We start from the raw sequence: 23,800 nt of genomic DNA, 5'->3' as shown, positions 1-23,800 counted from the left end.
CATTGATTTAGTCTACCTTATCATTGTGTTGAAGCTAACATAAAGCATTGTCGTGCTTATGGTGCTAGTACAAAAACGATCAATGAGTGTGTGACGTCAGTACTTAAGGGATAAATAAGTCAATTTGACCTGAGAGTGTTGTAGGTGAAGCATCTATTCCATCACAACCATAGGCCATCAACCACCTATACAGAACCGCTGCGCTACACCCATTATGTTTTGTCTTTGCAAGCTTGGGCAAAAAAGCGCCATGCAATTTGAACACGCTTGGGAAGATGTTTTCTGGGCGCGCGCAGTAAGAACAATTTAAAGGGGTCAGCATCTTCTATTTGGTCTAAATGGATCAGCTGACCAGTTATTAGTTCACTTTCTACAATCACTTTAGGCAGAAAAGCGATACCCGCGCCGCTGATCGCTGCTCGTTTTAAAACAAAACTATTATTGGCGCGCAGCACGACGTTTGGCGCAATCCACTCCTGCCCCTCGCGACAGCGCAAAAACCACTCAGAAGAACTCTGCGGGCTATCGAACACAAGAGCTTTATGGCCTTTCACGTCATGGCTTGTTTCAATTTTTGGAGTACGGGAAAGGTAGTCTTTTGAGGCGCAAAGTACTCGTGGCACAAACGAAACTTGCTGTGTAACAGCTGTGCTGTCTTCAAGGGCTCTGGAGACCCTAAAAATGATATCTACATCCTCATTCAAGACATCAGAAAAGCTATCAGATACAACTATGTCCAGTTTTATGCTCGGATATTTCATCTGAAACTCAGAAATGTGCTCAGCTATAACATCTTGAGCAATTATTGAGGGCACATTGAGCCGTACAACGCCCGTAATGGCCTTCGAGTCTGCACAAAGCTTGTCCTTCAACCATGTCAGCTCATCGGCAACAATACTTGCGGTTCGGTAGCATTCCTGCCCGGCGTCTGTAAGACGCAAAGCACGGGTTGAACGGATCAATAAGCTAGCGCCTAAAACAGCCTCTAACCGGGTAACTTGCTTGGCAACCCAGGCAGGTGAGATATTGAGAATGCGTCCGGCAGCTGAAAAGCTTCCAGAATCAACAACAACCCGAAAAATACCGAGTAGATCTGATAGGTTCTCGCTTGTCATTATATAACGAATTGGAAAAGGTGATTAGTCATTGCATCCAATTAACATACTAGCAGGAAGAGGTATACCCGATTGACTACCAGCAAACGGAGATACCATGACCTACTCTCAGTTATTCGAAAGCGCAAAACTTGGGAAGCTAGAGCTACGCAACCGAACTCTTGTCGCTCCAATGACGCGCGTCAGTGCAAGTGCTTCAGGCTGCGTTGGCCCTCTTATGCAGCCGTATTATGAGAGATTTGGCAAGGGCGGCTTTGGAGCAATCATTACCGAGGGTGTCTACACTGACCAACACTTTAGTCAGGGATACCAGTTCCAGCCGGGGATCACTGATAAAACGCAAGCCGCAAGTTGGGCTGAGTTAATCAAAGGCGTGAAGGCAACAGGCGCAAAAATAATTATGCAATTAATGCATGCTGGTGCCCTGTCACAATTTAATCGCTTCTCTAATGAGACACGTGGCCCTTCCCCCGTACAGCCTAAAGGTCATCAAATGGAGTTCTATCGGGGTTCTGGTATGTATCCTACCCCTTCTGAAATGACGGTTTCTGAGATTAAGACTGCAATTTGCGGTTTTGCAGACTCGGCTAAACGTGCTCAGGAGGCCGGTGCAGACGGGGTCGAGATTCACAGTGCCAACGGCTATCTTTTGGATCAGTTCCTAACCGATTACGCAAACCAGCGTGGTGACCAATACGGCCAAGGCATATTTGAACGCGCACGACTGACATGCGAGGTTCTAGAAGCTGTTCGGGATGCTGTCGGGGGCGACTTTACGGTTGGCGTACGTCTATCACAGAGCAAGGTCAACGACTTCGAGCACAAATGGGCAGGACAAAGAGACGACGCTAAGGTTATCTTCGAGGCGGTTGAAGCGAGTGGTGCTGATTACGTACACACTACAGAATTTGTTGCTCAGGCCTCGGCATTTCAACATGGAGCGTCTTTAGCTGCACATGCAAAAAATCTTACCGGTTTACCTGTCATAGCGAATGGCGGCCTAGGTGATCCTGCAATCGCACAAAAAATGATCCTGCAAGATGAGTGTGATTTTGTGGCGATTGGTAAAGACGCGCTTGTTACGCAGAATTGGCCTGTGAAATTGCAAAAGAACGAAGCACGGCGTCCGTTTGATTTTGAAATGTTCACGCCTCTGGCTGATCTAGAGACAGCGAATGCTTACTTTTCTGCCCGTGCCGAAATCTAGTTTAGAACATTCTCTTTACGGCATCTCTCCACAAGAGGGGTGCCGTCAGTTCCTTAGTCCAGGATTGAGGATAATATAATTCCAACTAAAATGGCTTAATGGCCATACGCAATACCATCGGTCTTAGCGGGTGTAACAAGTCGTTTTCGGTCAGCTGGGTAATTCCAGATCACTCATGAGGGTGAGTGTAGAAGCCTTAGAGTGTGCCTGTTTCAACCTCAGCGAGAAGTACTCCGATGACCTCTTAGGCCCTCCACGCTGCAGATTCAACTTGCTGAGCAGAACTTTTAGGACGCAGCGAATGACGGCTTTATTCGTACATCGGTTGTTCAGTGGCCCTGAGGGGCGGCAGTTTTGCATCAATAAAATCTATTTCAATGAACAAAAAAACAGGCGCTTGAGGATGATTTCAAACGGCTGTTTCATTCTCAAGTTTTTTCAGCCCCTACCGCTGTGTGAGCTTTAGCTCGATGCGGCGGTTTTTGGCGTTGGCTTCGGTGCTGGTGCCTTCTTCGAGGGGTTGGAACTCGCCGAAGCCGGCGGCGACCAGGCGGTCTGGTTCTACGCCTCTGGCAATGAGGTATTTGACCACCGAGATTGCACGGGCGGCTGAGAGTTCCCAGTTGTCGCGCAGGCGACCGGTGCCGGAGAGTGGGCGGGCATCTGTGTGGCCGTCCACGCGCAGGACCCAGTTGATCTCTGACGGGATTTGTCCCTCAAGTTCCAAAATGGCGCTTGCGAGGATATCCAGCTGGTTTTTGCCCTGCGGGTTGACCTCATCATCACCTGAGGAGAACAGCACCTCGGACTGGAACACAAAGCGGTCACCAACAACTTCAATATCAGAACGCTGGGCGAGGATTTCGCGCAGGCGGCCAAAGAAGTCTGAGCGGTAGCGTGACAGTTCCTGTACACGCTGGGCGAGGGCGACGTTGAGCCGCTTGCCAAGGTCTGCAATGCGGGTCTGGCTTTCTCTGTCACGTGTTTCTGAGGCGTCCAGTGCGTCTTCCAGCACAGCGATCTGGCGACGCAGGGCGCTGATTTGCTGGTTGAGCAGCTCTACCTGTGCCAGAGCCTTATCGCTGATCTGTTGTTCGCCTTCCAGCTTTGCACGCAGGGATGCCAGTGCGCCACCTGCCTCGTCAATCTGGCCGGACCGTTCGTTGAGCAGGCCCTGAAGACGATCCCGTTCACTTGCTGTCTGATCCAGCCCCAATTGCAGGGAGGAGATAGTGGATTCCAGATCTCCAACACTCGCCTTTTCCAGCGCCAGCAGCTCTGTGAGCTCTGCGATTTGGTGGTTGAGGCGGTTGAGCACCTTATCCCGGCCAGACAGCTGCTGGCTGAGGAAGAACTGCGCAATCATGAAGATGGAGAGCAGGAAGATGAACACCAGCAGGAGTGCGGACATGGCATCCACGAAACCCGGCCAGTAATCCTCTGAGTTGTTTTGAGACCTGCGTGTGCGTACACCAGCCATGCTTTATTCCTTCTCCCGCTCTACCTCTGCGGTGAGCGTTTTCAGGAAGCGTTCAATCCGGCGCTGTTGCATGGACTGGGCCTCAGCCCATTCGCGCATCATCTTCTGCTCGGAACGCACGTGCTGGACAAGGCCCTGAATGCCTTCTGCCAGTTTGCTCATGGCGGCGTTGGAATTGTCATCCGGCTCAGCGCCTTTTGTTTCCATAGACTTGCGCAGTTTGTCGAGGGTGACGCGCAGGTCTGCCGCCATATCAGCAGATGTGCCGTTGCCCAGCTCATCGGGATCGATATCCGTCAGGGTGGAGAGCCAGTCTTCCAGCTCCTGATAGAAGCGGTTTTGGGCCTGTCCTGCCTGCAGGTCGAGGAAGCCCAGAACGAGGGAACCGGTCAGACCAAGCAAGGAGGAGGAGAACGCGATGCCGAGGCCGGTCATCTGTGCGGTGATGCCAGAGACCAGATCTTCAAACAGTACGTTGGCATCGCCGCCTGCTGCATTCAGCGTGCTGACGGTGGTTGCCACGGCGCTTACGGTTTGCATCAGGCCCCAGAAGGTACCGACCAGACCGAGGAAGATGAGCAAGCGGGTGAGGTAACGTGAGATCTCGCGGGATTCATCCAAACGCATGCCGATGGAATCGAGCATGGAGCGCATGGTGGTTGGCGAGATGGTCATGTCGCCTGCTTTGTTGCCAAGCAGGGTTGCCATTGGCGCCAGAAGGATAGGCGGGCGGCGTACCTCTAGGCGTGGATCGCCGAGGCGGAAGCCGTTAACCCATGATACTTCCGGGAAAATTCGCAGGACCTGCCTGAACGACAGAAGTATACCCAGTGCTGCGACGCCTACGATCAGGCCGTTCAATGCGGGGTTTGCCATGAAGGCTGCTGTGATTTGCCCGATCAGGACAAAGGCAATGAAGCCTGCCAGAACCAGAAAAATAATCATGCGCCACAGGTAAACCTGTGGGCTCGACAGACTGTAGGGATCGTAGTCGCGTGCCATTATCCTGCGTACATCTAAAGCAAAGCGGCTTCTCTTTGTCTGGTCAGACCAATCAAGCAGAACCCGCTTTAAAGTTAATGATGTCTTTAGATAACGCGATTTCCGGTTAATAGGAAACCGCAAATCGCTGCGATTGGGCAAGAAAAGCGTAAGTTTTTAAATAAATCGTATTTTTGTGCGCGTGCTGCCGTGTTTTGGACGGGATGTGGTCATGGTGGGGGAGTTGTGCATTTTGTTGGAGCACAGGGTAGTTGTTACGCAGAAACATCCTGTAAAACTCGGTTAGTTACTATTTTGATGGATTTTCAATGCGCTTATTAGCCTGGGTCATATTTGCAATCGCATCTGGTTACATATTTTGGATGATGATCATTGTAGGGATTGTGTATTTGCAACTCCTTGATGGCTATGCATTGCATGTAACCTTCAAAAACTACCCATGGGTAGATTATGTCTCTGCCTTTGGGACGATTTTTGCGGCCTTTGGTGCTGTTGCCGCTGCTCTCATCGCTTTGTTTCTTGAACGGGTTCGATCTAAACGAGAGGCAGAGGCGAAGCGCTCAATGTCTTCGTTTTATCTTTCTGATATTTGCTTATATTTGGAAGCGTTATTTAATGCCTATCAAGATCTTTGGGTGCTTGCTCATGATCAGAGAGAGCCGACTTTATCATGTTTGGTAAGCCATGAGCTAATCAGAGAAGCTAATTTTAGAGTGCCTGATTTTCCGAGAGACAGTGCCGATAAGTTGGCACAAGCGGTCGTTTTTTACAGCGTAGAACAAGCAAAAGCAGTGCAAATCTTCAGCAGCATTCAATCAATGCATACACGTGCTTCAAGCATGATGATGCAAACTGATGATTGGGGGTACTCTTTGTTGTCTGACGTTGAAGAGATCGCGTCTGTTTATTCGTCTGTTTGCTCTCTCTTTGACTGGGCCAGGAGGAAGAAGAATGGGTACGGAAAAGTTCCGTACCCATTGGAGAACGCATTGCTTAACATGGGAGCGAATGAGCAAATTTAAGCTGCACTCGCGAAGTTTTAGAATGATACCCAAAGTAGATCGTAAAGGTCGTGACTGGTGTGAATATAGATCCCGGATCTTCGCTATGCTTCGCCCGGGATTGTTAGTGGGTGTGTGTGTTAGGGTGGAGTTGGTCTCCCGAACCGCAATTCCGGGAGACCAGTGGCAGGCGTCCGAGCCGGGATCGGGCTTTCACCCGCTGTCATCAAGGCTCTCTGCCGCTTCCTTTTCCCGCTTGGAGAGTTGATTGGGCCGCTGCTTGCACGCCCGCAAACAATCCGAAGCACGATCAGGGTATCACTCCTATGACCTTTCTTAAAACCATTCCTTCCTGTGTTATCGGCATTGATGTTTCAAAAGATACGCTGGCATTGTGTGAGCATGGCAAACAGACAGTCCAGGTGATTGCCAATGCCTCTCGCTCCATTCGTCAACTGTTGGCACAATTGAGGCCAGATACATTGGTGGTGCTAGAGCCCACCGGTGGCTATGAGGCCCTGTTGGTCAGTGAGTTATGTGCAGCGCAGATTGCATGCCACCGTGCTGACACGCTGAAAGTCAAAGCCTTCGCAAGGTCTTTCGTCCGCCTTGGCAAAACCGATGGTATCGATGCTAAGGCACTTGCTGCCTATGGAGCTGACCGTTGGCGGGGCCTACCTCTTTATGAGTTGAGTGATAAACATCAAAGTGATCTTGCTGCACTGGTGGCCCGTCGTCAGGATCTGATGGATATTCAGGTGGCGGAAAAGAACAGGGTTCAGGCTCCCGGATGTGCCAGTGTCAAACACTCCTGCAAGATTGTCCTGGCCTGCATCAGGCGCCAGCTTGAACGGCTCGACCAGCTGATCGAGAGCCTTATTCAGAACAATACGGATCTGTCTGAGCGAATGGTGGTGTATCAATCCTTACCCGGTGTCGGACCGCGCACGGCCATTGCTTTATTGGCAACCATGCCGGAACTGGGATCCCTCACACGCCGACAGGCTGCTTCTCTGGCAGGACTTGCGCCGCATCCAAATGACAGCGGTACATTGCGAGGATATCGGAAGATGCGTGGTGGACGGCCAGAAGTACGCAAGAACCTGTTCATGGCCGCCTTATGTGCCTCTCGCCTTAGCGGGCTACTTCGTGATTTCTATCAACGTCTTACTGCAAATGGCAAGAAGCCCATTGTCGCCATATCAGCCCTCATGAGAAAGATAATCGTCATCCTAAATGCAAGAATGAGAGACAAAATTACTGCAATGAGTTGATGACACCGTGGGGGGCGTTGTTGACAGTCGGCAGTTTGTTAGCGAGGCAATGTCTGTTGTTGTAGCCTGAGAGCTATGTCCCTATCGTCATGCCGGACAAGCGTAGCGCTGTTTCGGTATCCAGAGCCGTATTGTGAGGTTTGCGCGTGGGGCTCTGGTTCCCGCGTCGCACTTCGTTTGCGCGGGATGACGGCGGTGGGTTAGTGGTGATGCAGGGGGATGACAATCCTCTCGTTACGCACACTTGCTAGAAGTTGCAGTTTGGCAAGGTGCGTGATTCATTCCACATTCATTTGTGAGGCTTTGAAACCTCTCAGTGCGGTATCCGCTCCCGTAATTGGCGGATTTTTGTGCTTTTATCTAAGCGCGCGAAGCCTTTGCTATGAGCGGGAGGGCGGTGAATACAACACCTCCTTCGGGAGGGAATAAACTCGCCTGTCGTTGTCAGGTTTCGAATCTCCCGCTCGCCAGCGGGCCGTCGAAAGCTCGTTTGTCTTGCGGTCCTTCAATAGCCAACAACGAGGCTTTGAATATGACCGAATCCGCATGCGCGTGTAGCGCCACAAATACTCTTCAGAATGAAATTGACGAAGTAGCCATTGCTGTCTCGGACTTGCAGAACCTTGCGTATATTCAGCAGCTTGTGCTGTGTGAGAGGATGCAGGAACCGAGTGGGCGGGATGCTTTGCTCACTTTGCATTATGCCTTTCGAGAGTGCCTGGAGGCTTTAGAACAGGCTTGCGGAACACTATCCAAAGCGCATCTCCACACGAAGCCAGCGGGTGCTTTGCGGGGATTCGCCGGGAGCGGTGTCGCTCATCCGCAGCCAATAAACCTGACAGTGCCTTCCTGATCCGATCACTGTGATCGGCACCTGAAGGACGGGTTGCAAAAGCTGTTCACCTGTTCGTTGAACTGCTTTTGCGTATCTTTATCCGAAAACCGGATGTCACTTTTCGGCGATACGCATATACACCCTTGCTCAGCCCTCAATGGGTGTCCTGCTGGTCTGCGGAACTGTCATCCTTCCGCAGGCCAGTGCTTTGCTGTGCTTGGGGACTACTTGTGTGTGGGAATGAAGTCGAACAGTTCCCAGCCGTCGGTGGTGGCAGTGATGAACTTCATGTCCGTGCCTTCCAGTACCGCGCAGGTGAGGCGGCCTGAGGCGTAGGCTTCGGTGTCCACGTCGAGCCGATTGAAGCGGCGATCGATGTGTTCGACCGGGGTGTGGCCGTGGACGACGAAGACGCCGAAGTCCTCTTGCGAATTGAGGAAAGGACCGCGGATCCACATGAGTTCTTCTGCGCGTTGTTCTTCCAGCGGAACGTCTGGGCGAATGCCGGCGTGGACGAACAGGTAATCTCCACATTGGTAGTGGAGGGGTAGGGATTCGAAGAACGTTTGGTGCAGCTTGGAGAGGTTTTCCTTGAAGATGGTCTGCACGCTTTCAGCGCCTGCTGAGCCCATGAGATCGTGAATGGAAAGGCCGTAGGAGAGCAGGGTTTCGGTGCCGCCCAGATCCTCCCAGTGGTAAAGCGTGCCAGCGTCTTGCAGAAACTCCAGAAGCGAGGCTTCGTGATTGCCTTTCAGACAGATCTGGCGCGGGGTGCGGTGGTGGTGATCGACAAGGAAATCAATGACGCCCTGACTGTCCGGGCCGCGGTCGATGTAATCGCCAAGGAAGATTGAGATCGGGTCCGTGATCGGGCGGTTTTTCAGGTCACTCTCAATGGCTTTGCCCATGACTTCCAGCAGGTCGAGCCTGCCGTGAATGTCTCCCGTCGCATAAATGCGTTTCCCTTGCGGAAGAGTTGGATGGGTGTTTTGCATGGTCGTCCCGTTCCAAATGCTTGTCTGTGTCGCGGTCACTGGTGGTCCAATCTACTTTAAGAAAACAAATGAGGAGCAAACCCACAGCCTCAATTTGTTGGCTTTGGGGCTGTGGGAAAGGCTCTGATTGATGGGTGGTTAGAACTGGTTTGATCAAAATAGTACGATATCGCACTTGTTTTGTGTGTAGCGGTATGTTTATAGTTCGATATCGCACTAAATGGAGTTGAACGATGAAGCTTTCCAGACGCAAGATGATTGGCCTAATGGGTGGTGGTGTGGTTGTGGCAGCGACTGCCTCAGCTGGTGGATTTCTGGCGACACGTCGTCCAACCCGGGCGTTGGCTCCTTGGGACACCGCTGGCGCTTACTCTGAGCCGCGGATGAAGGCGCTGTCCTATGCCTTGCTTGCGCCGAACCCTCACAATCGTCAGCCTTGGGTGGCCGAATTGCGTGGAAGCGATATGCTGGTTATCTACCGCGACAAGAGACTGAATTTGCCAGAGACTGATCCGTTTGACCGTCAGCTGACCGTTGGCATGGGGTGTTTTCTGGAGTTGTTGCGGATGGCTGCAGCGGAAGATGGATACGCTGTGCAGACGGAGTTGTTTCCACTGGGAGAAGGCGGGCCCGTTGCAACGGCTCACTTTGCGAAGGGGGGCAAGCCGGATCCATTGTTCGCATATGTTTTTGATCGACATACCAATCGTAACGCTTATAAGGATGTGTCTGTTTCAGCAGAAGCGCAGGCGGTTTTGGCTGACTATGCCACGATCAAAAGCGACAAGGCGGAGGTTGCGGCCCTGCGGAAGCTGACGTGGGAGGCGATGGATGTTGAGCTGACAACGCAACGTGTGATGATGGAAAGCGTTGATCTGATGCGGTTTGGTAAGGCTGAGATTGAAGCGAACCCGGATGGCATTGCGCTAAGTGGTCCGTTTTTGGAGAGCCTGATGCTGGCTGGGATGTTAAGCCGCGAAGATCAGGCAGATCAGACCAGCTCAAGCTTTCAGCAGGGACGGAATATGATCCGGGATGCGATGAACGCGACACAGGCATATGCGGTGGTTACCAGTCCGGGCAACTTGCGGATCGATCAGATTAAAGCAGGGTATGACTGGATCAGGTTGCAACTGGCAGCTGCTGGATTGGGCCTTTCCATGCAGCCGGTTAGTCAGGCACTGCAGGAGTTTCCTGAAATGGCAGAGCATTATTCTGCAGTGCACGAAATGCTGGCAGGTCCGGGTGAGACTGTTCAAATGCTTGCGCGATTGGGGTATGGTCCCAAAATTGATCCCAGCCCGCGCTGGCCTTTGGAAACACGAGTGGCGAATGTCTGACGATACCCTGTCCCGCGATCTGACACCTTTTTTTTCCATGTTCGTTGAGGCAGGGATTATAAACCAGATTGGCTCCGCGTTTTTGGAAGCGCGGCTGCCAAAGGGTCTTCTGGTTTCGCATTTTGGGGTGACCAGCCATTTGAGCCGTGGGTTTGATGGCGCCACTCCGCTGGAGCTTGCCCGGTCGTTTCAAGTTGCGAAAACAACCATGACGCATACGCTGGGCGGGTTGGAAAAGCATGGTTTTGTGGAACTGCGCCCCAACCCGGATGACGGGCGCTCCAAGCGGGTGTGGTTGACACCGCAGGGGCGGCAGTTTCGTGATGATGCTGTGCAGCAGCTGGAGCCGCTGTTTCAAAAGCTGGCTGAGCGGTTTCCACCTGAGCAGGTCTCTGCGCTGTTGCCGGGCATCAGTGAGTTTCGTGCTGTGATTGATCAGCTGCGGGATGAGGAGAAGTAGCAGCAGATGTTGCTCCGGTTAGCAGCAATAAAGCAGTTCGCATTTAGGTTGAAACATCTGAACTGCTTAAGCCATTGTTTTTGCGTATCTTTATCCGAAAACCGGTCCCCACTTTTCGGCGATACGCTGTAGGCTGAGGCACAGTCCGGTGAGGTAAAGGCCTACTCCGAATGAAAGATGGGCGATAAGACTTCTCGTTCTTGCGATTGTTGGCGCTGGCGTTTTGGAGGCAGCAATTCCAAAACCGAACGCTGGTTGCATGAAGAAGAAGGGGAAGCCCACTGAAAGCAGACCGATTATGAGGGGCATCAGGATGGTTGGGTTTTGCAGCCAGGTGGGCCCGGTCACAGCCAGTAAAAAGAACGCAAATACAGCGCCGATGACGTAGTGGGCGATCCATCCGGTGGAGCGTTCAAACGGCTGCGGAGAGCTCTGCATGATGTTTTGGTGCTGGAACTGCCCGCGCAGCATGCTCAGCAACCAACGACCCACCAGCCGGTAATCCAGAGATGGGATCGCGAAAAAACGCAGGCGCACCCAAGCGACCAGATCCATGAAAATTGTTGCGCCAATGCCAAGCAGTATAGCATTGATCAGAAGACTTGTTGTGTGCATGACTTTGCCTTTCCTGATAAGGAGTTGGCGGCAAAGTGCCACTTCAAGTCGACTTGAGGTCAAGGGCATTCTCTAAATTTAAATGGATAATTTCTCTCAGGTTAATAGTGCTCGTTATCTTGCCTTTGGGCTGCCTAGGCTTGTTGCTTGGCCGTGTTGGCTAACAGCAGCTCTGTGGCGGCTTTAACATGCTGTTCTATCTGCTGATCAGAAGGGCGGGGCATTCCCATCAAGACGCAGTCTCTGAAGCCAAGCAGCATTGACGTCCAGAGCCGGACGGCGGTGTCTGGTTCAGCCAATCCCAACCTGTCGGTAAAGAACGCGGCGAGGGTTGTGTCGGTTTCATTGGGGCCGACCGAGAAGAAGGTGCTTGTTATTTCGGGTGCTTTTGCGCTCTCGGCCACCAGCAAGCGGAATGTGCTTAGGTGGTTGCTGGATAAGTGCGCATGGATGAAACTTACACCAAAACCTTCCAGAGCATCCTTTCTGTCAGGCTTTTTTAGATGATCGAAGAAGTTGTCTTCTGAATCGGATCCCATGTGCATCAAGGTTGCTTGAAACAGGTCGATTTTAGAGGAGAAGTAGCGATAAACCGTTTGCTTTGTGACCTGAGCCTGATCAGCGATCTTGTCCATGCTGGCCAGTATATAGCCCTCTGAGAGAAACACGTGTTGTGCTGCTTCCAGAATCGCACGACGCTTCTTCTCTTTGTTTTGCTCGATCTTCCCCATACTTTGCCCTTTACAACAAAATCATACTACATGGTATGATTTTGTTGACATTCGCGTGTGTTTGCATAAATCATACTTAGCGGTATGATTATTGAAGGTATACATCAGGTCTTATCTAACAGGGTACACATTAGACCAGAAAAATCTGAGAGTATCCGGAATTCTTATCACCCTGCTGGGTGCTGTGTTGATGAGCTTTGACCCGATCTTCATCCGGTATTCGGGTTTGATACAGCATTCTTATTCGGGCTTTTTACAGCTATCTCAATGCCATTCTTTATCCAGATGCGAGATGAGCGCGGGTTGATTGGGGCGTTGCGGGCGAGCGGATGGCCAGTCTTGTTTTCCGGCTTGTTGATGCTGGGGAGTGCTTCTTCGCTGGTGCTGAGCATCAAGCTGACATCGGTCGCCAACACTTTTGTTATCCTCAGTATCTCACCAGCATTAGCTGCTGCGTTCAGCTGGCTTTTTCTTGGGGAGGTGACGAAACGCACAACGTGGATTTCTATCATTTCGATAATGATTGGAATTGCAATTGTTGTCTCCGGTTCGTTTGGGTCCGGAACTCTTATGGGGGATGTACTGGCAGGACTGGCGGTGACGTGTTTGTCTCTCAACCAGACACTCTTGCGCAAGTATCAAGGTGTCAGCCGCATGGCGAGTGTTGGTGTTGGTGGTTTCCTGTTGGCGGTGGCTATGTTTTTTCTTGCTGCGCCGTCTACTTACAGCCTGAACACATGGGTCATTATGGGCTTGATGGGATTGTTTACCGCTCCATTTGGTCGTGTCCTTTCTCAAGTTGCGACGCGCTATATCACAGCGCCTGAGGTTGGCATGTTGCTGATGATAGAGACGGTGCTGGCCCCTCTTTTTGCCTTCGGTTTTTTTGGTGAGATACCGCATCAGGAAAGCTTCATCGGTGGCACGATTATCGTCGTGACGATCCTTATTTACGTAGTGATTTCCGGCAGGGAAGAAGTTTAAGGAGCATAGTATGACTGGAGAACTTATCTATATCGGGCATATTGAAACCCCGTATTTTGATGTTGAGGATTGCCCGAACAACATTCAGCCTGAAGGGCCAGAATGCAAAGTCATCTTGAAACAAGACTATTGGGCAGGATTAAAGGGCCTTCAGCCGGGGCAGGCGATTATGTTGCTGTATTGGTTCGAAAATACGCAAAGATCTCTCATCCAGCAGAAAGGGTGCAGGCACTCAACTGATGACCTTATTGGGAGTTTCGCGCTTCGCTCACCTCATCGGCCCAACCCTATTGCAGTCTCTCAATTGCCAATTCTAAGTATCGGAGATGGTGTGATTACTGTTCGGGGTCTTGATTGCCTGAACGAGACCAAACTGCTTGATATTAAACCCGCAATTTTGCATGAAGCCGCAAGACCAAAGCCTTAGGAAGACCTTTTGCTTTGAGTTTACGCATGGCTGATAGGCAACGTGTGAGGAGAGCATCCATACACGTTGCTTCTTTTCAGCACCGTTCATTGAGTTTGGGTTATTTTATTTCAATGATTAGAATTGTAGGGAAATAAAATATCAACTTGGCGGTGTGGTTGTGCTCTTCGATACACTTGTGCATCAACTGCTTCTCTAGGCTTGTCCTGTTCGCTTTTGCTTCATGCAGTTGTTTGGGAGAGCATTTTGGAGCGATGTCAGGAAACGGAATTACAAGACCTATTTGATGGCTTGGCGGCGGAGCTTCAATTGCCTGCTCTGGCGCCGAACGGAGCTGGGCAGGTTGCCCTTCACTCTGATGAACATCATCTTACGACAATGATTTGGGCGCGGTTTCAGGAACGGCGCTATGAGGTTCAGCTGGAAGCTGATGTGTTTCCAGAAAATGATCTGGAATTGCCTCAACTGAAAACCCTGTTGGCTCGTGTGGGCCAACTGACGTCCTGTGGCCTGATACTCGATGCCCAGCAGCGCTATGCTGTGCGGCAACACCTCCTTTTGCAAATGACTGATCCGGTTGAACACCTGATGGAGGCTTTGAAGAGCTTTATTGGTGAGGCTTTGCAGCTGCGCCATTCGCTGGTCAACGCCGGAGACGCAGAAAGCCAGTGGTCCTCAGAGCATATTTTGGTCTGAGTGGTTTGGGAGGGACGCCACTATGAGGAATACCGGAATATCAACGCAGGCCAGCACGGCCAGTTCGAATGTCAGTCTGGCTTCTGGGTCGACAGAGACCAGACCGGAAAGGGCGCGGTCCAATACTCAGTCTGCGAGGATGCCTTACCGGCTTTGTGCAGTGCCTGTTGCTGGTGGGCATGAGCGGCGGGCGCCTCAACAGCAGAGCAGGGTTTCTCTGGCAAGTTTTCAGCCCCGGCGTGTTCCTGCTTCTGGCGTGTCCGGGCAAAATGCACGGTCAGAAGCAGGGCAAGGTATCTCCTCCATGGAGCGAGCGCTGCTGGATGCTCGCCTTAAACTTCAGCCTGTTCAACGTGATTATCTGGGCCAGACGGCCCGGTTTGGTGACAAGGTTGCTGGTGTAGGTGCTGAGAACCGGATGCTGCAGGAGCTGCAGGCCTTTGCAAAAGACCCAAGCTTGCTGACGAAAGAGCGGGCTGCAGACCTTCATAAGCAGTTGGGGGCTGTGTCGTTCTCTGACCCTGAACAGGCTGAGACCAAACAAACTCTGGTCGATCACTTCAAAAGGGTTGCACGAGGCGCGACGCCGAACCGGCAGACTGTGCGGGTTCTGCGTCCAGTTGTTGAAGATTTGCAGCGCCATATTGAGGACAGACAACCCGCGCTTGATCGTGCGCTTGGTGGTGGCAGGGCGCAGTCGCAGCTGCGTGCCAGCCAGAGCGAATGGAATGAAGTCCGGACCAAGCAGCTTTCTGAGATTGCGGGTGGGCAGGACAAGGACGCCGGGTATCATCCCTCCCGTGTGACTGCACGAGGAGCTGCTGTTGAGGGCGTACAGACAGAGGGGCTTGTGAGGAACGTTCTGGGCAAGTTCCCTCACAATGTCACGCCGTTGATCAACGGAGCCGTGAATGGTCGTGCGGAGATTTTCCGTGGTGAAATACCGATTACGGACGGCGTTGCCTATGGCCGCTTTGGGTTCACCAGCTTCTATTATGCTTTGGGGGCGATCCAGAGTCTGATCTCTGCACGCTCTGCTTACACCAGCATGAAGGCCGCAGATGCAGCGCTGGATACCTTTCACTCTGAAGGGGCCCAGTTTATTGAGGCGCAAAAGGACATTGCTGAAGTGGCTGCGCTGTCCCGCATGGTCAAGGATGTGCAGAAGGGCGGTGGTTCTCCTCTGACATTGTTGGATTCGTTGGCTCAGGCGGTCAAAGCAGGCAAGGTTTCTCAGAATGGACTTGGGGTTGCCCTGCACGGCGTGTTTCCGGATTTATCGCCGCGTGCGACTGCTGCTTTGGAGGCTTACGTCAAAGCTGAGAAGGGGACTGCTGGAGAGACTGAGTGTCTGACCGCTTTGCGCAATGAAGTGGCGCTGCATTACGGTGAGAGTTCCACCAGTGACAGCGCGCATTTGAAAGGTGGTCTGGATCATCTTGAGGGCGCACTTAAGCAGAGAGTGCGAGAGGCTGATCGGGCTCATAAAACACTGACCGGGCTTGTTGCCAATTACGGCAAAAATGCTGACCTGGCGAAGGCCATGCGAGATGACTACCACAAACAGATGCATGTGAGTATTTTCTCTGCAGAAGTGTGGGGGCTTGCCATGGTTGCTGATGGCATGGCGATTGCGGAAAGAGCTTTGACCTCAAATGTTGAAGGGGTTTCTCTGGTTACGACCGGGTTGGGTTATGCCGCTGGTACTGTTGGAGCAGGCGTTGGTGTGCTTGCAGTTGGTCTGTCGGCTTATGATGCCAGTGTCACGGCTATCAAAGCTTTTAAGCACCATCAGACCGGTAAAAAGGCCCAGGCTCTGCATCGCTTGTTCGCGGAACGACAGGAAGTGCCAGTTTCAGGGCTGGACGGGTCGCGGAAGGTTTCACAACCGCGGGACGCGGAGCTGGCGATGATTACAAAGACCATCGCGAACAATCAGTCCAAGGCGCGAAACACCAAGATTGGTAAGGCTGTTTTGTCTGCGGTTGACGGGCTTGGATTTGCTGCGCTGACTGTAGGCGGCGTTGCGGGTGTTGTTGCGACGGCCACTGGAGGCGTTGCGGCGGCTGGCGTTGCAGCTGCGGCTGGGCCCGTTGGGGCTGCGATTGGCGGAGCGTTTGTTTTGGGCTCAGTGGCCTTTGTTGCCACGCGGTTGATCAGATGGGGCGTGCATCATTATCAAAGCAAACAGCTTCAGAAGGTGATTGCGGGTGATCAGCATGCCATGCAGAAATATGCAAGGAAGCACAATATTACGACTGGGCAGGGGGGCTCTGCGCGGCGAAGCACTGTTGTTGCGGAAATCAAGAGACATGCGATTGATACACTGACCAAGCACAGCACAAAGTTTGCTCTGCACCGGTTCCATCAGCGGCTCATGCAAGAGATTTCACATGTGGACAGAGCGCATTGGGATCAATCACCAGCGATTGTAGTGATGAAGTGCTTCTTCGATGAGCCTGCACAAATTCAAGCCATTGCAAGCCTGAGCGAAGATGCCGCTGTGAAGGTGCTTGCGAAGAAGTTTCAGGTGCGGATGTAGGTGAGTTGTTGTCGTTTGATTGAAGCTAATCAAACGGAACACGCTCCAGAGGACAACAAAAAAGGCAGCTTGCCGGAGTGATCCGAAGCAAGCTGCCTTTTGGAATTCTTAGGTTTGGGCGCTGTAAGCCTTATGCTTTAGCTTTTGCCAGCAGTTCACGCATCTGAAGATGTGTGAATTCGTTGCCTGCGATGATGGAGCGGGTTTCGAACATGTCGTCTTTGCCGTTGGCATCGGACACGAAGCCACCAGCTTCACGCACAAGCAGAACGCCTGCTGCCATGTCCCAAGGATGCAGACCGTTTTCCCAGAATGCATCGAGGCGACCAGAGGCAACCCATGCCAGATCCAGTGCAGCTGCACCAGCGCGGCGGATGCCTGCAACCTCACCCATCACGTGACGGATTTCCTTCAGCGCGCGGCCATGGTCGCCAACGCCGATGAATGGAATGCCGGTGCCGATCAGGCAGTCAGTCATGTCTTTACGTGCTGCAACGCGGAGACGGCGGTCATTACAGAATGCGCCAGCGCCTTTTTCTGCAGTGTAGAGCTCATCCATGATCGGGTTGTAGATCACGGCTGCTACGATCTGACCTGCGCGTTCCAGAGCGATGGAAACACCAAAGATCGGAATACCATGGAGGAAGTTTGTTGTGCCGTCGAGCGGGTCAACGATCCAGCGGTGCTGACCGTCTGTGCCTTCGATCTCGCCGGATTCTTCCATCAGCAGGCCGTAGGTCGGGCGTGCTTTTTGAAGGTCTTCACGAACGATTTTTTCTGCTTTGTGATCTGCCTGGGAGACAAAGTCACCTGGGCCCTTGCGGGATACTTGCAGGTTTTCAATTTCGCCGAAGTCCCGTGCCAGAGAGCGACCAGCTTTTGTCGCAGCCTGAACCATTACGTTTAGAAGGGCCGTACGTGCCATTTTTTATTCACCGTTCCTGAATGGGTAATGAGGCAACCGTATGCTGCCTCATCTTTATTGCTTTAAGATTATTTCTCTGCGCGACGAACGTATTCAACAGAGTCGGTGTCTACAATGATCTTCTCACCAGAGGTGATGAATGGAGGCACCATACAACGTACGCCGTTTTCCAGAACTGCTGGTTTGTAAGAGGAAGACTGGGTCTGGCCTTTTACAACTGCGTCAGCTTCGACGATTTCCAGAGTGACGTGGGTTGGGAGAGAAATGCCGATTGGCTTTTCTTCGTGCAGTTCAACAGTGACGGTCATGCCGTCCTGCAGGAATGCTGCGCGCTCACCAACGAATTCCTTCTGGAGTTCGAGCTGCTCATATGTTTCGTTATCCATGAATACCAGCATGTCGCCTTCTTCATAGAGGAACTGGAAGTCTTTCTGCTCAAGGCGAACACGCTCAACGGACTCAGTTGCGCGGAAGCGTTCGTTCAGTTTGCGACCGTCGAGCAGGTTTTTCATTTCGACCTGAGCGAATGCGCCGCCTTTGCCTGGCTTCACGTGCTGAACTTTAACCGCAGCCCAAAGTGTGTCCTGGTGCATAAGCACGTGGCCCGGCTTAATTTCGTTGCCATTGAGTTTCATAGAACTACCAATCAGTTTGATAAGTTCAGAGTATGTCGCGTTCACTTGGATTGACGCGCCACATTCTTAACTTTTGTTTTCATGCGTATCCTGATCTGAGGTCCGGTTGGTCCTTGTCAGGGATATGCTTTAGCAAAGGCTGGCACGGATTGGCGCTGGGCCTAGGATCGCAGCCTGTCTGGAGGTCTGTGCAACATAATTTCGCGCGATTTTCAAGGAAAAAGAGCGGATGCTCACCGTGAACCTACATTCCGGTGCATATCCACAAGGTTAGTGCGGACAACCTTAGGGCTTTTTATCGCTTCTGCGCTTGGTAATCTGTTCAACAAAGACGACGCTGAGAACGAAAGTCGCCACCTTGCCTAGCCCAGCTATTGCGGTGGTAGCGCCAATATCAAGTAAGCCAGTTCTGACCATTTCTCCAAATGTCAGAAATGAAATTACACCAATTCCTAAGGCTAGCGCCAAGCGACTGATGAATATACTTATTTGCTTCATGGGTTTTCTTTTTCGATTAAAAGACTTGAGTAAATTAATCGTCTGACGTTGCGCGAAGCTGAGTGTTTGTGAGTTGAAGTGATGTGTGCTGGAGTATATTTGTTTCCTATACTGTATATTTTGATAATTTTACACAAAAACTCATAGGTTTATCGTCAAAATAACTGCAGTTGAGATTTATTGGGTTGATTGGAGTACTGGAGATGCACCAATCTTAATTCCGATTGCTGCTGCGCGTTTGCTAGCTTGCTCTTGTTGTTCCAGAGAAAGAGAATTGGAAATCGCTTCCAACTCGCTATCCAGAATGCCTTGACGGCTTGCGTGGAACTGCCAGGCAGAGGCTTCAATCAGATCAACCGGTCGACCACGGCCATTGGCGTAGATGCGGGCGAGGCGGTTCATGGCGATTGGGTTGCCTTTGGTTGCTGCGCGCTCGAACCAGTCTGCCGCTTCAGTCTCATTCGGGACGAGGCCTTCGCCCTTAAACAGTAGGGTTGCGTAGTAAATCTGCGCAGGAACTAGTCCACGACGGGCGGCGCGGCCCATCCAGAAGGCAGCGCGGAGAGGGTTGCGGATTTCTTCCGGGCCGTCCTTTAGGTAGATGCCAAGTTCCAGCATAGCGTCGGCATCACCGGTTTCTGATGCGCGTTCCAGCAGGTCTTTGATCTGCTTGGGATCATTCGGGCGGACTTTGCCTTCCTGATGAAGGAGGGCGAGGTTGTAGAGTGCTTCGGGAATATTGGCAGTAGCAGCTTTTTCCAGTTGCTGGGCTGCCTTGTCCTTGTCAGCTGTTGTGCCAGCACCAGCCAGATAGAGCAGGCCGAGGCGCAATGCTGCCTGCGGATCGCCATCATTTGAGGCGAGCTCATACCAGCTTGCGGCCAATGGCAGATCCTGAGGGACACCTCTGCCGGATTCGTAAAGCACACCGAGCAGCGTCTTGGAGCTGGTGATGCCAGCTTCTGCCTGACGGGTTGCCAGTGCCAGAGCTGTCAGATACCACCCGCGCTGGAATGCACCATAGGCCGGATCGCCTTTTATGGTCTCCGGCGTTGGAGAAACCTGCGGAATGAATGGTGCTTTTGAGAGAGGAGAGGGCAGCAGGATTGATCCGTTTGGATTATACGGATCAACAGTTCTTGCGCCTTGAGGTGTGGTTCCACCGCTCGGAGTTGTTTGTGCAACAGCCATGCCCTGTAAGCCGAGCAGACCGGTCACAGCTGCGACAGTTACGAGTTTGATAGAACCAGACAACTTCAAGATATCAGTCCTCAGCTTCCGCCAGTGTGTGTGTTGAGAGGATTGCATTGGCCTGCTCAACAGCTGCTTTTGGCCCTTCAGGGTGATTCCAGACAGCTTCACGTACTGCTACGAATTCAGCGCCAGTTTGGGCTGCGGTGTCAACTGAGGAAACTGAGGTGCCCGCCAGGATGACACATGGCGTTTCGAACACTTCAGACCACCAGTGCCCGTAGTCCAGTGATTTGCGATGTGGCTCTTCTTCCTGATTGAGTGAAAGCAGGCCGAAGAACATGTAATCGACGCCCATAGAAGCAACAGTCATTGCTTCGTGGCGTGTTTTGATGCCAGCGTGCCCGATGATGCGATCTTCCGAGAAGGACTGCATGGCTTCTTCCAGATCTTTATCAGAACCGGAAACGTGCAGGCCATCTGCGCCGGAGCGACCCATGATCTGGGTGTTGTTTTCAATCAGAACAGCAACTTCTTTGGCCTGTGCCAGTGGCACCAGACGCTTTGCAGCCGCCTGCAGGTCGCTTTCGTTTGCGTCCGGCATGGAGATCAGCAGGCTCGCAATGTCGCCACCTTCCAAAGCTTGATTGAGTTGTCCTTCGAATTCGTCGAGGTCAAAGGTTGGCGGTGTGACAAGATACAGACGCGGATGCACTGAGGTTGCTCCTGATAAAATTCCAGTAAAAAGAGATCATGGCGGTAGTGTAACCTACGTCAAGCCTCTGGCCCATTCATTGGGATAAGTTCTAAACAGCGTCTTGATCTCTTTTTCAAGAGGCTGTGTCAAATTCTAGGCAAAAGCGAGAATAAAACGAAAAGAGGGACCAAAAAGGCCCCTCAATCCAGAATAATGTAAGAACTAACTGTCTTATGCTTCCAAAGCAACAACGCCAGGTAGTGCTTTGCCTTCCAGCCACTCAAGGAACGCACCGCCAGCAGTGGAGATGTAAGAGAAATCTTCACTTGCTTTTGCGTGGTTGAGGGCTGCAACGGTGTCGCCGCCACCAGCAACAGTTTTCAGCTTGCCTTCTTTGGTGCGTGCTGCTGCATGCTGTGCTGCTGCAACAGTTGCCTTGTCGAATGGTGCGATTTCGAATGCGCCGAGAGGACCGTTCCAAACGAGGGTCTTCGCGGTGTCGATTTTTGCTTTCACAACTTCGATAGAAGCTGCGCCAACGTCGAGCATCATTGCGTCTGCAGGGATTACATCGAGAGCAACAGTTTCGTTCTTGGTGTTGGCTGCAAATTCCCATGCAACAACAGCATCTGTTGGCAGAACGATTTCGCAGTTTGCTTTTTCAGCTGCCGCCATGATGCGGATTGCTGTGTCAGCCAGATCGTGCTCACACAGGGATTTACCGACGTTCACGCCTTTAGCCGCAAGGAAGGTGTTCGCCATACCGCCGCCGATGACCAGGATGTCTACTTTAGACACGAGGTTTTCGAGCAGGTCGATCTTGGAGGAAACCTTTGCGCCGCCAACAACTGCCAGAACCGGACGCTCAGGCGTGGAAAGTGCGGAACCGAGCGCTTCCAGCTCTGCCTGCATGGTACGGCCTGCGAATGCAGGAAGCAGCTTTGCAATGCCTTCGGTGGAACCGTGCGCGCGGTGTGCTGCTGAGAATGCATCGTTTACATACAGATCGCCGTTTGCAGCCAGTGCCTTTGCAAATTCTGGATCGTTCTTTTCTTCACCAGCATAGAAGCGGGTGTTTTCCAGAAGCAGAACGTCGCCGTCAGCCATTGCATCAACGGCGGCTTTGGCTACGTCACCGGTGCAGTCTGTAGCGAAAGCAACTGGTTTGCCAAGCAGGTCTGCAACAGGGCCAGCAACAGGCGCGAGGCTCATCTCTGCAACGACCTGGCCTTTTGGACGGCCAAAGTGTGCGAGAAGGATGACTTTGCCGCCAGCCTCGGAGATTTCGCGGATGGTTGGCAGGACACGCTCAATACGGGTGGCGTCGGTAACGATGCCATCCTTCATCGGGACGTTGAGGTCTACGCGGACCAGAACACGTTTGCCGGAAAGTTCGGCATCGCTAAGAGTTTTGAAAGACATGTTTGTGTTCTCTCTTGATCTGAAATCAGATCAGTTATCAAAAACACTGCCAGAGGCTGTAACTTGGACTATGGAACCCACAAAATCGGGTTGAGCAAGCGTGAAAAATGGCAAGAAGATATAGCAATAGTTGTTTGGCGACTAACCACACAGATTGCTGACACGCTTCCCTATTTTCCCGATATATTTCCCGAGTGGTCCTTTAACTTCTGGACCCCATCCCTGAACAAGACGCGTGCTGGCAAAGACTCTGATTGTCAGCGCTTCTTTATCTGGCTGGTCTCGATAGTCAAAAGTAATTTCTAAATTCCCGTATTCGCTGACTTTTGTCTTCTTTTTATTGACAACATACTCTGGGAATTTTCCACTCGGCCCGGTCCAACAAGTCTCAGCAGCTTCTCGATAAGCCTTGAAAATAATCGGAGCTCCTTCAGGTTTATAGTCTACGTCTTCGAAGACAAGAAGCTTTGGGTTTCCTTTAGTGCCATAAGGTGCAGAAGCACATCCAACCAGAAAGCCTAAAAGAACTATCCAAAGACCTATAAACCGCATTTTGAAGCATCCGCATCTTGAGCAATGAACAGAGGCAGCTTTGCAAAGCTGCCTCTATCACTCAATACTGAGATTTTAGGATTAGATGAGCTTTGCCATCGCAACAGCGGTGTCCGCCATGCGGTTGGAGAAGCCCCACTCGTTGTCGTACCAGGTGAGGATACGAACCATTGTGCCTTCCATGACCTTGGTCTGGTCCATGTGGAAGATGGAAGAGTGTGGGTCGTGGTTGAAGTCGCAAGAAACGTTTGGCACTTCGGTGTAACCAAGAACGCCCTTCAGTTCGCCTTCAGCCGCTGCTTTGATTGCTGCGTTGATTTCTTCTACGGAAGTTTCTTTCTTCGCGATGAAGGTCAGGTCAACAACAGAAACGTTTGGAGTAGGTACGCGGATTGCAACGCCGTCCAGTTTACCAGCCAGCTCAGGCAGAACCAGGCCAACAGCCTTAGCAGCACCTGTGGAGGTTGGGATCATGGAAAGAGCTGCTGCGCGGCCGCGGTACAGATCCTTGTGCATTGTGTCGAGAGTAGGCTGATCACCGGTGTAAGAGTGAACGGTGGTCATGAAGCCTTTTTCGATGCCAACCAGTTTGTCCAGAACGTAAGCTACCGGAGACAGACAGTTGGTGGTGCAAGATGCGTTGGAAACAACCAGATCTTCAGAAGTCAGGGTGTCGTGGTTTACGCCGTAAACGATTGTTTTGTCAGCGCCTGCTGCAGGAGCAGAAACCAGAACGCGCTTTGCGCCAGCTTCCAGATGCAGGGAAGCTTTTTCTTTTGCGGTGAAGATGCCGGTGCACTCCAACGCAACGTCGATACCCATTTCACCCCAAGGCAATTCTTTAGGATCACGGATAGCGGTTACTTTGATTGGACCACGACCACAATCGATTGTGTCGCCGTCTACGGTCACTTTTGCAGGGAACTTGCCGTGTACGGAGTCAAACTGCAGCAGGTGTGCGTTCGTTTCAACCGGGCCGAGGTCGTTAATTGCTACAACTTCAATGTCGGTACGACCGGATTCAATGATTGCACGGAGAACATTACGACCAATGCGACCAAAGCCATTGATGGCTACCTTGACTGCCATTTAAGAACCTCTTTCGGTACGGCGCCTTAAAAAACGCCCTCGTTTTATATATTCGCCAGCTCTTGCCGGCCGTCTTCTGAGAGGCCT

General features: G+C 51.9%; 24 protein-coding genes. 10 read left to right on the top strand and 14 right to left on the bottom strand.

The window, feature by feature from the left end; genetic code table 11:
- Positions 1 to 212 precede the first annotated feature (212 nt).
- Complete coding sequence (locus PsAD37_RS25635; protein WP_063298492.1) at positions 213 to 1,115, bottom strand: LysR family transcriptional regulator; 903 nt, start codon at positions 1,113 to 1,115, stop codon at positions 213 to 215.
- Positions 1,116 to 1,212: 97 nt separating this feature from the next.
- Between PsAD37_RS25635 and PsAD37_RS25630 the strand changes: the two genes are divergently transcribed.
- Positions 1,213 to 2,322: an NADH:flavin oxidoreductase gene (locus PsAD37_RS25630; protein WP_063298491.1), complete on the top strand. Its 1,110-nt coding sequence runs from the start codon at positions 1,213 to 1,215 to the stop codon at positions 2,320 to 2,322.
- A 445-nt stretch (positions 2,323 to 2,767) separates the two neighbouring features.
- Here PsAD37_RS25630 and PsAD37_RS25625 read toward each other — a convergent pair whose 3' ends face one another.
- Positions 2,768 to 3,802 (bottom strand): peptidoglycan -binding protein, encoded by a 1,035-nt coding sequence (locus tag PsAD37_RS25625; RefSeq protein ID WP_063298490.1) that lies wholly within the window; start codon positions 3,800 to 3,802, stop codon positions 2,768 to 2,770.
- 3 nt (positions 3,803 to 3,805) lie between these two features.
- Positions 3,806 to 4,804 (bottom strand): hypothetical protein, encoded by a 999-nt coding sequence (locus tag PsAD37_RS25620; RefSeq protein ID WP_063298489.1) that lies wholly within the window; start codon positions 4,802 to 4,804, stop codon positions 3,806 to 3,808.
- A 308-nt stretch (positions 4,805 to 5,112) separates the two neighbouring features.
- Between PsAD37_RS25620 and PsAD37_RS25615 the strand changes: the two genes are divergently transcribed.
- From PsAD37_RS25615 to PsAD37_RS29340, 3 genes are all read left to right on the top strand, one after another.
- Entirely contained in the window at positions 5,113 to 5,826 is a 714-nt protein-coding gene (locus PsAD37_RS25615; protein WP_063298488.1) for a hypothetical protein, read from the top strand.
- Between the two features lie 305 nt (positions 5,827 to 6,131).
- Entirely contained in the window at positions 6,132 to 7,079 is a 948-nt protein-coding gene (locus PsAD37_RS25610) for an IS110 family transposase (RefSeq protein ID WP_063298487.1), read from the top strand.
- Between the two features lie 532 nt (positions 7,080 to 7,611).
- A complete protein-coding gene (locus PsAD37_RS29340) occupies positions 7,612 to 7,932 on the top strand; it encodes a hypothetical protein (protein WP_063298486.1) in 321 nt (106 codons plus the stop codon).
- A gap of 206 nt (positions 7,933 to 8,138) precedes the next feature.
- Here PsAD37_RS29340 and PsAD37_RS25600 read toward each other — a convergent pair whose 3' ends face one another.
- A complete protein-coding gene (locus tag PsAD37_RS25600) occupies positions 8,139 to 8,909 on the bottom strand; it encodes a metallophosphoesterase family protein (protein WP_063298485.1) in 771 nt (256 codons plus the stop codon).
- 233 nt (positions 8,910 to 9,142) lie between these two features.
- On the opposite strand from PsAD37_RS25600, the gene PsAD37_RS25595 reads away from it, so the two are divergent.
- Positions 9,143 to 10,249: a hypothetical protein gene (locus PsAD37_RS25595; RefSeq protein WP_063298484.1), complete on the top strand. Its 1,107-nt coding sequence runs from the start codon at positions 9,143 to 9,145 to the stop codon at positions 10,247 to 10,249.
- Positions 10,242 to 10,709: a MarR family winged helix-turn-helix transcriptional regulator gene (locus tag PsAD37_RS25590; RefSeq protein ID WP_063298483.1), complete on the top strand. Its 468-nt coding sequence runs from the start codon at positions 10,242 to 10,244 to the stop codon at positions 10,707 to 10,709. The genes PsAD37_RS25595 and PsAD37_RS25590 overlap by 8 nt, the downstream gene beginning before the upstream one ends.
- A gap of 90 nt (positions 10,710 to 10,799) precedes the next feature.
- Here PsAD37_RS25590 and PsAD37_RS25585 read toward each other — a convergent pair whose 3' ends face one another.
- Together PsAD37_RS25585 and PsAD37_RS25580 are read right to left on the bottom strand one after the other, a co-directional pair.
- Positions 10,800 to 11,324 (bottom strand): DUF2938 domain-containing protein, encoded by a 525-nt coding sequence (locus tag PsAD37_RS25585; RefSeq protein WP_063298482.1) that lies wholly within the window; start codon positions 11,322 to 11,324, stop codon positions 10,800 to 10,802.
- 134 nt (positions 11,325 to 11,458) lie between these two features.
- Positions 11,459 to 12,055: a TetR/AcrR family transcriptional regulator gene (locus PsAD37_RS25580; RefSeq protein ID WP_063298481.1), complete on the bottom strand. Its 597-nt coding sequence runs from the start codon at positions 12,053 to 12,055 to the stop codon at positions 11,459 to 11,461.
- Between the two features lie 261 nt (positions 12,056 to 12,316).
- Here PsAD37_RS25580 and PsAD37_RS29560 point away from each other — a divergent pair, with 261 nt between their 5' ends.
- The 4 genes from PsAD37_RS29560 (at position 12,317) to PsAD37_RS25560 (ending at position 16,704) form a co-directional block, all read left to right on the top strand.
- Complete coding sequence (locus tag PsAD37_RS29560) at positions 12,317 to 13,039, top strand: DMT family transporter (RefSeq protein WP_342633604.1); 723 nt, start codon at positions 12,317 to 12,319, stop codon at positions 13,037 to 13,039.
- Between the two features lie 10 nt (positions 13,040 to 13,049).
- Complete coding sequence (locus PsAD37_RS25570; RefSeq protein WP_063298480.1) at positions 13,050 to 13,466, top strand: SAM-dependent methyltransferase; 417 nt, start codon at positions 13,050 to 13,052, stop codon at positions 13,464 to 13,466.
- Positions 13,467 to 13,712: 246 nt separating this feature from the next.
- Complete coding sequence (locus PsAD37_RS25565; RefSeq protein ID WP_208985877.1) at positions 13,713 to 14,162, top strand: hypothetical protein; 450 nt, start codon at positions 13,713 to 13,715, stop codon at positions 14,160 to 14,162.
- A gap of 22 nt (positions 14,163 to 14,184) precedes the next feature.
- On the top strand, positions 14,185 to 16,704 hold the full coding sequence (locus PsAD37_RS25560; protein WP_208992088.1) for a hypothetical protein: 2,520 nt from the start codon (positions 14,185 to 14,187) through the stop codon (positions 16,702 to 16,704).
- 130 nt (positions 16,705 to 16,834) lie between these two features.
- Here the strand turns inward: PsAD37_RS25560 and PsAD37_RS25555 are convergent, their stop codons facing one another.
- The 8 genes from PsAD37_RS25555 to gap all read right to left on the bottom strand — a co-directional run bounded on the left by PsAD37_RS25555 (position 16,835) and on the right by gap (position 23,713).
- On the bottom strand, positions 16,835 to 17,629 hold the full coding sequence (locus PsAD37_RS25555) for an inositol monophosphatase family protein (protein WP_057461997.1): 795 nt from the start codon (positions 17,627 to 17,629) through the stop codon (positions 16,835 to 16,837).
- Between the two features lie 68 nt (positions 17,630 to 17,697).
- Positions 17,698 to 18,264, bottom strand: coding sequence for an elongation factor P (gene efp / locus PsAD37_RS25550; RefSeq protein ID WP_057462058.1), 567 nt, complete (start codon positions 18,262 to 18,264; stop codon positions 17,698 to 17,700).
- 285 nt (positions 18,265 to 18,549) lie between these two features.
- Complete coding sequence (locus tag PsAD37_RS28975; RefSeq protein WP_208980557.1) at positions 18,550 to 18,762, bottom strand: hypothetical protein; 213 nt, start codon at positions 18,760 to 18,762, stop codon at positions 18,550 to 18,552.
- A gap of 177 nt (positions 18,763 to 18,939) precedes the next feature.
- Entirely contained in the window at positions 18,940 to 20,022 is a 1,083-nt protein-coding gene (locus tag PsAD37_RS25540) for a tetratricopeptide repeat protein (RefSeq protein WP_208992087.1), read from the bottom strand.
- A gap of 4 nt (positions 20,023 to 20,026) precedes the next feature.
- Positions 20,027 to 20,668, bottom strand: coding sequence for a thiamine phosphate synthase (locus PsAD37_RS25535; RefSeq protein ID WP_063291524.1), 642 nt, complete (start codon positions 20,666 to 20,668; stop codon positions 20,027 to 20,029).
- 213 nt (positions 20,669 to 20,881) lie between these two features.
- On the bottom strand, positions 20,882 to 22,072 hold the full coding sequence (pgk, locus tag PsAD37_RS25530) for a phosphoglycerate kinase (RefSeq protein WP_063298478.1): 1,191 nt from the start codon (positions 22,070 to 22,072) through the stop codon (positions 20,882 to 20,884).
- Between the two features lie 141 nt (positions 22,073 to 22,213).
- Positions 22,214 to 22,624 (bottom strand): hypothetical protein, encoded by a 411-nt coding sequence (locus PsAD37_RS25525; RefSeq protein WP_063298477.1) that lies wholly within the window; start codon positions 22,622 to 22,624, stop codon positions 22,214 to 22,216.
- Positions 22,625 to 22,705: 81 nt separating this feature from the next.
- Positions 22,706 to 23,713: a type I glyceraldehyde-3-phosphate dehydrogenase gene (gap, locus tag PsAD37_RS25520; protein WP_057461993.1), complete on the bottom strand. Its 1,008-nt coding sequence runs from the start codon at positions 23,711 to 23,713 to the stop codon at positions 22,706 to 22,708.
- Positions 23,714 to 23,800 lie beyond the last annotated feature (87 nt).

The sequence above is a fragment of the Pseudovibrio sp. Ad37 genome, from assembly GCF_001623075.1.
GTDB lineage: Bacteria > Pseudomonadota > Alphaproteobacteria > Rhizobiales > Stappiaceae > Pseudovibrio.
Note: the sequence above shows the minus strand (reverse complement) of the source record. Positions and strands in the feature narration are given on the sequence as shown.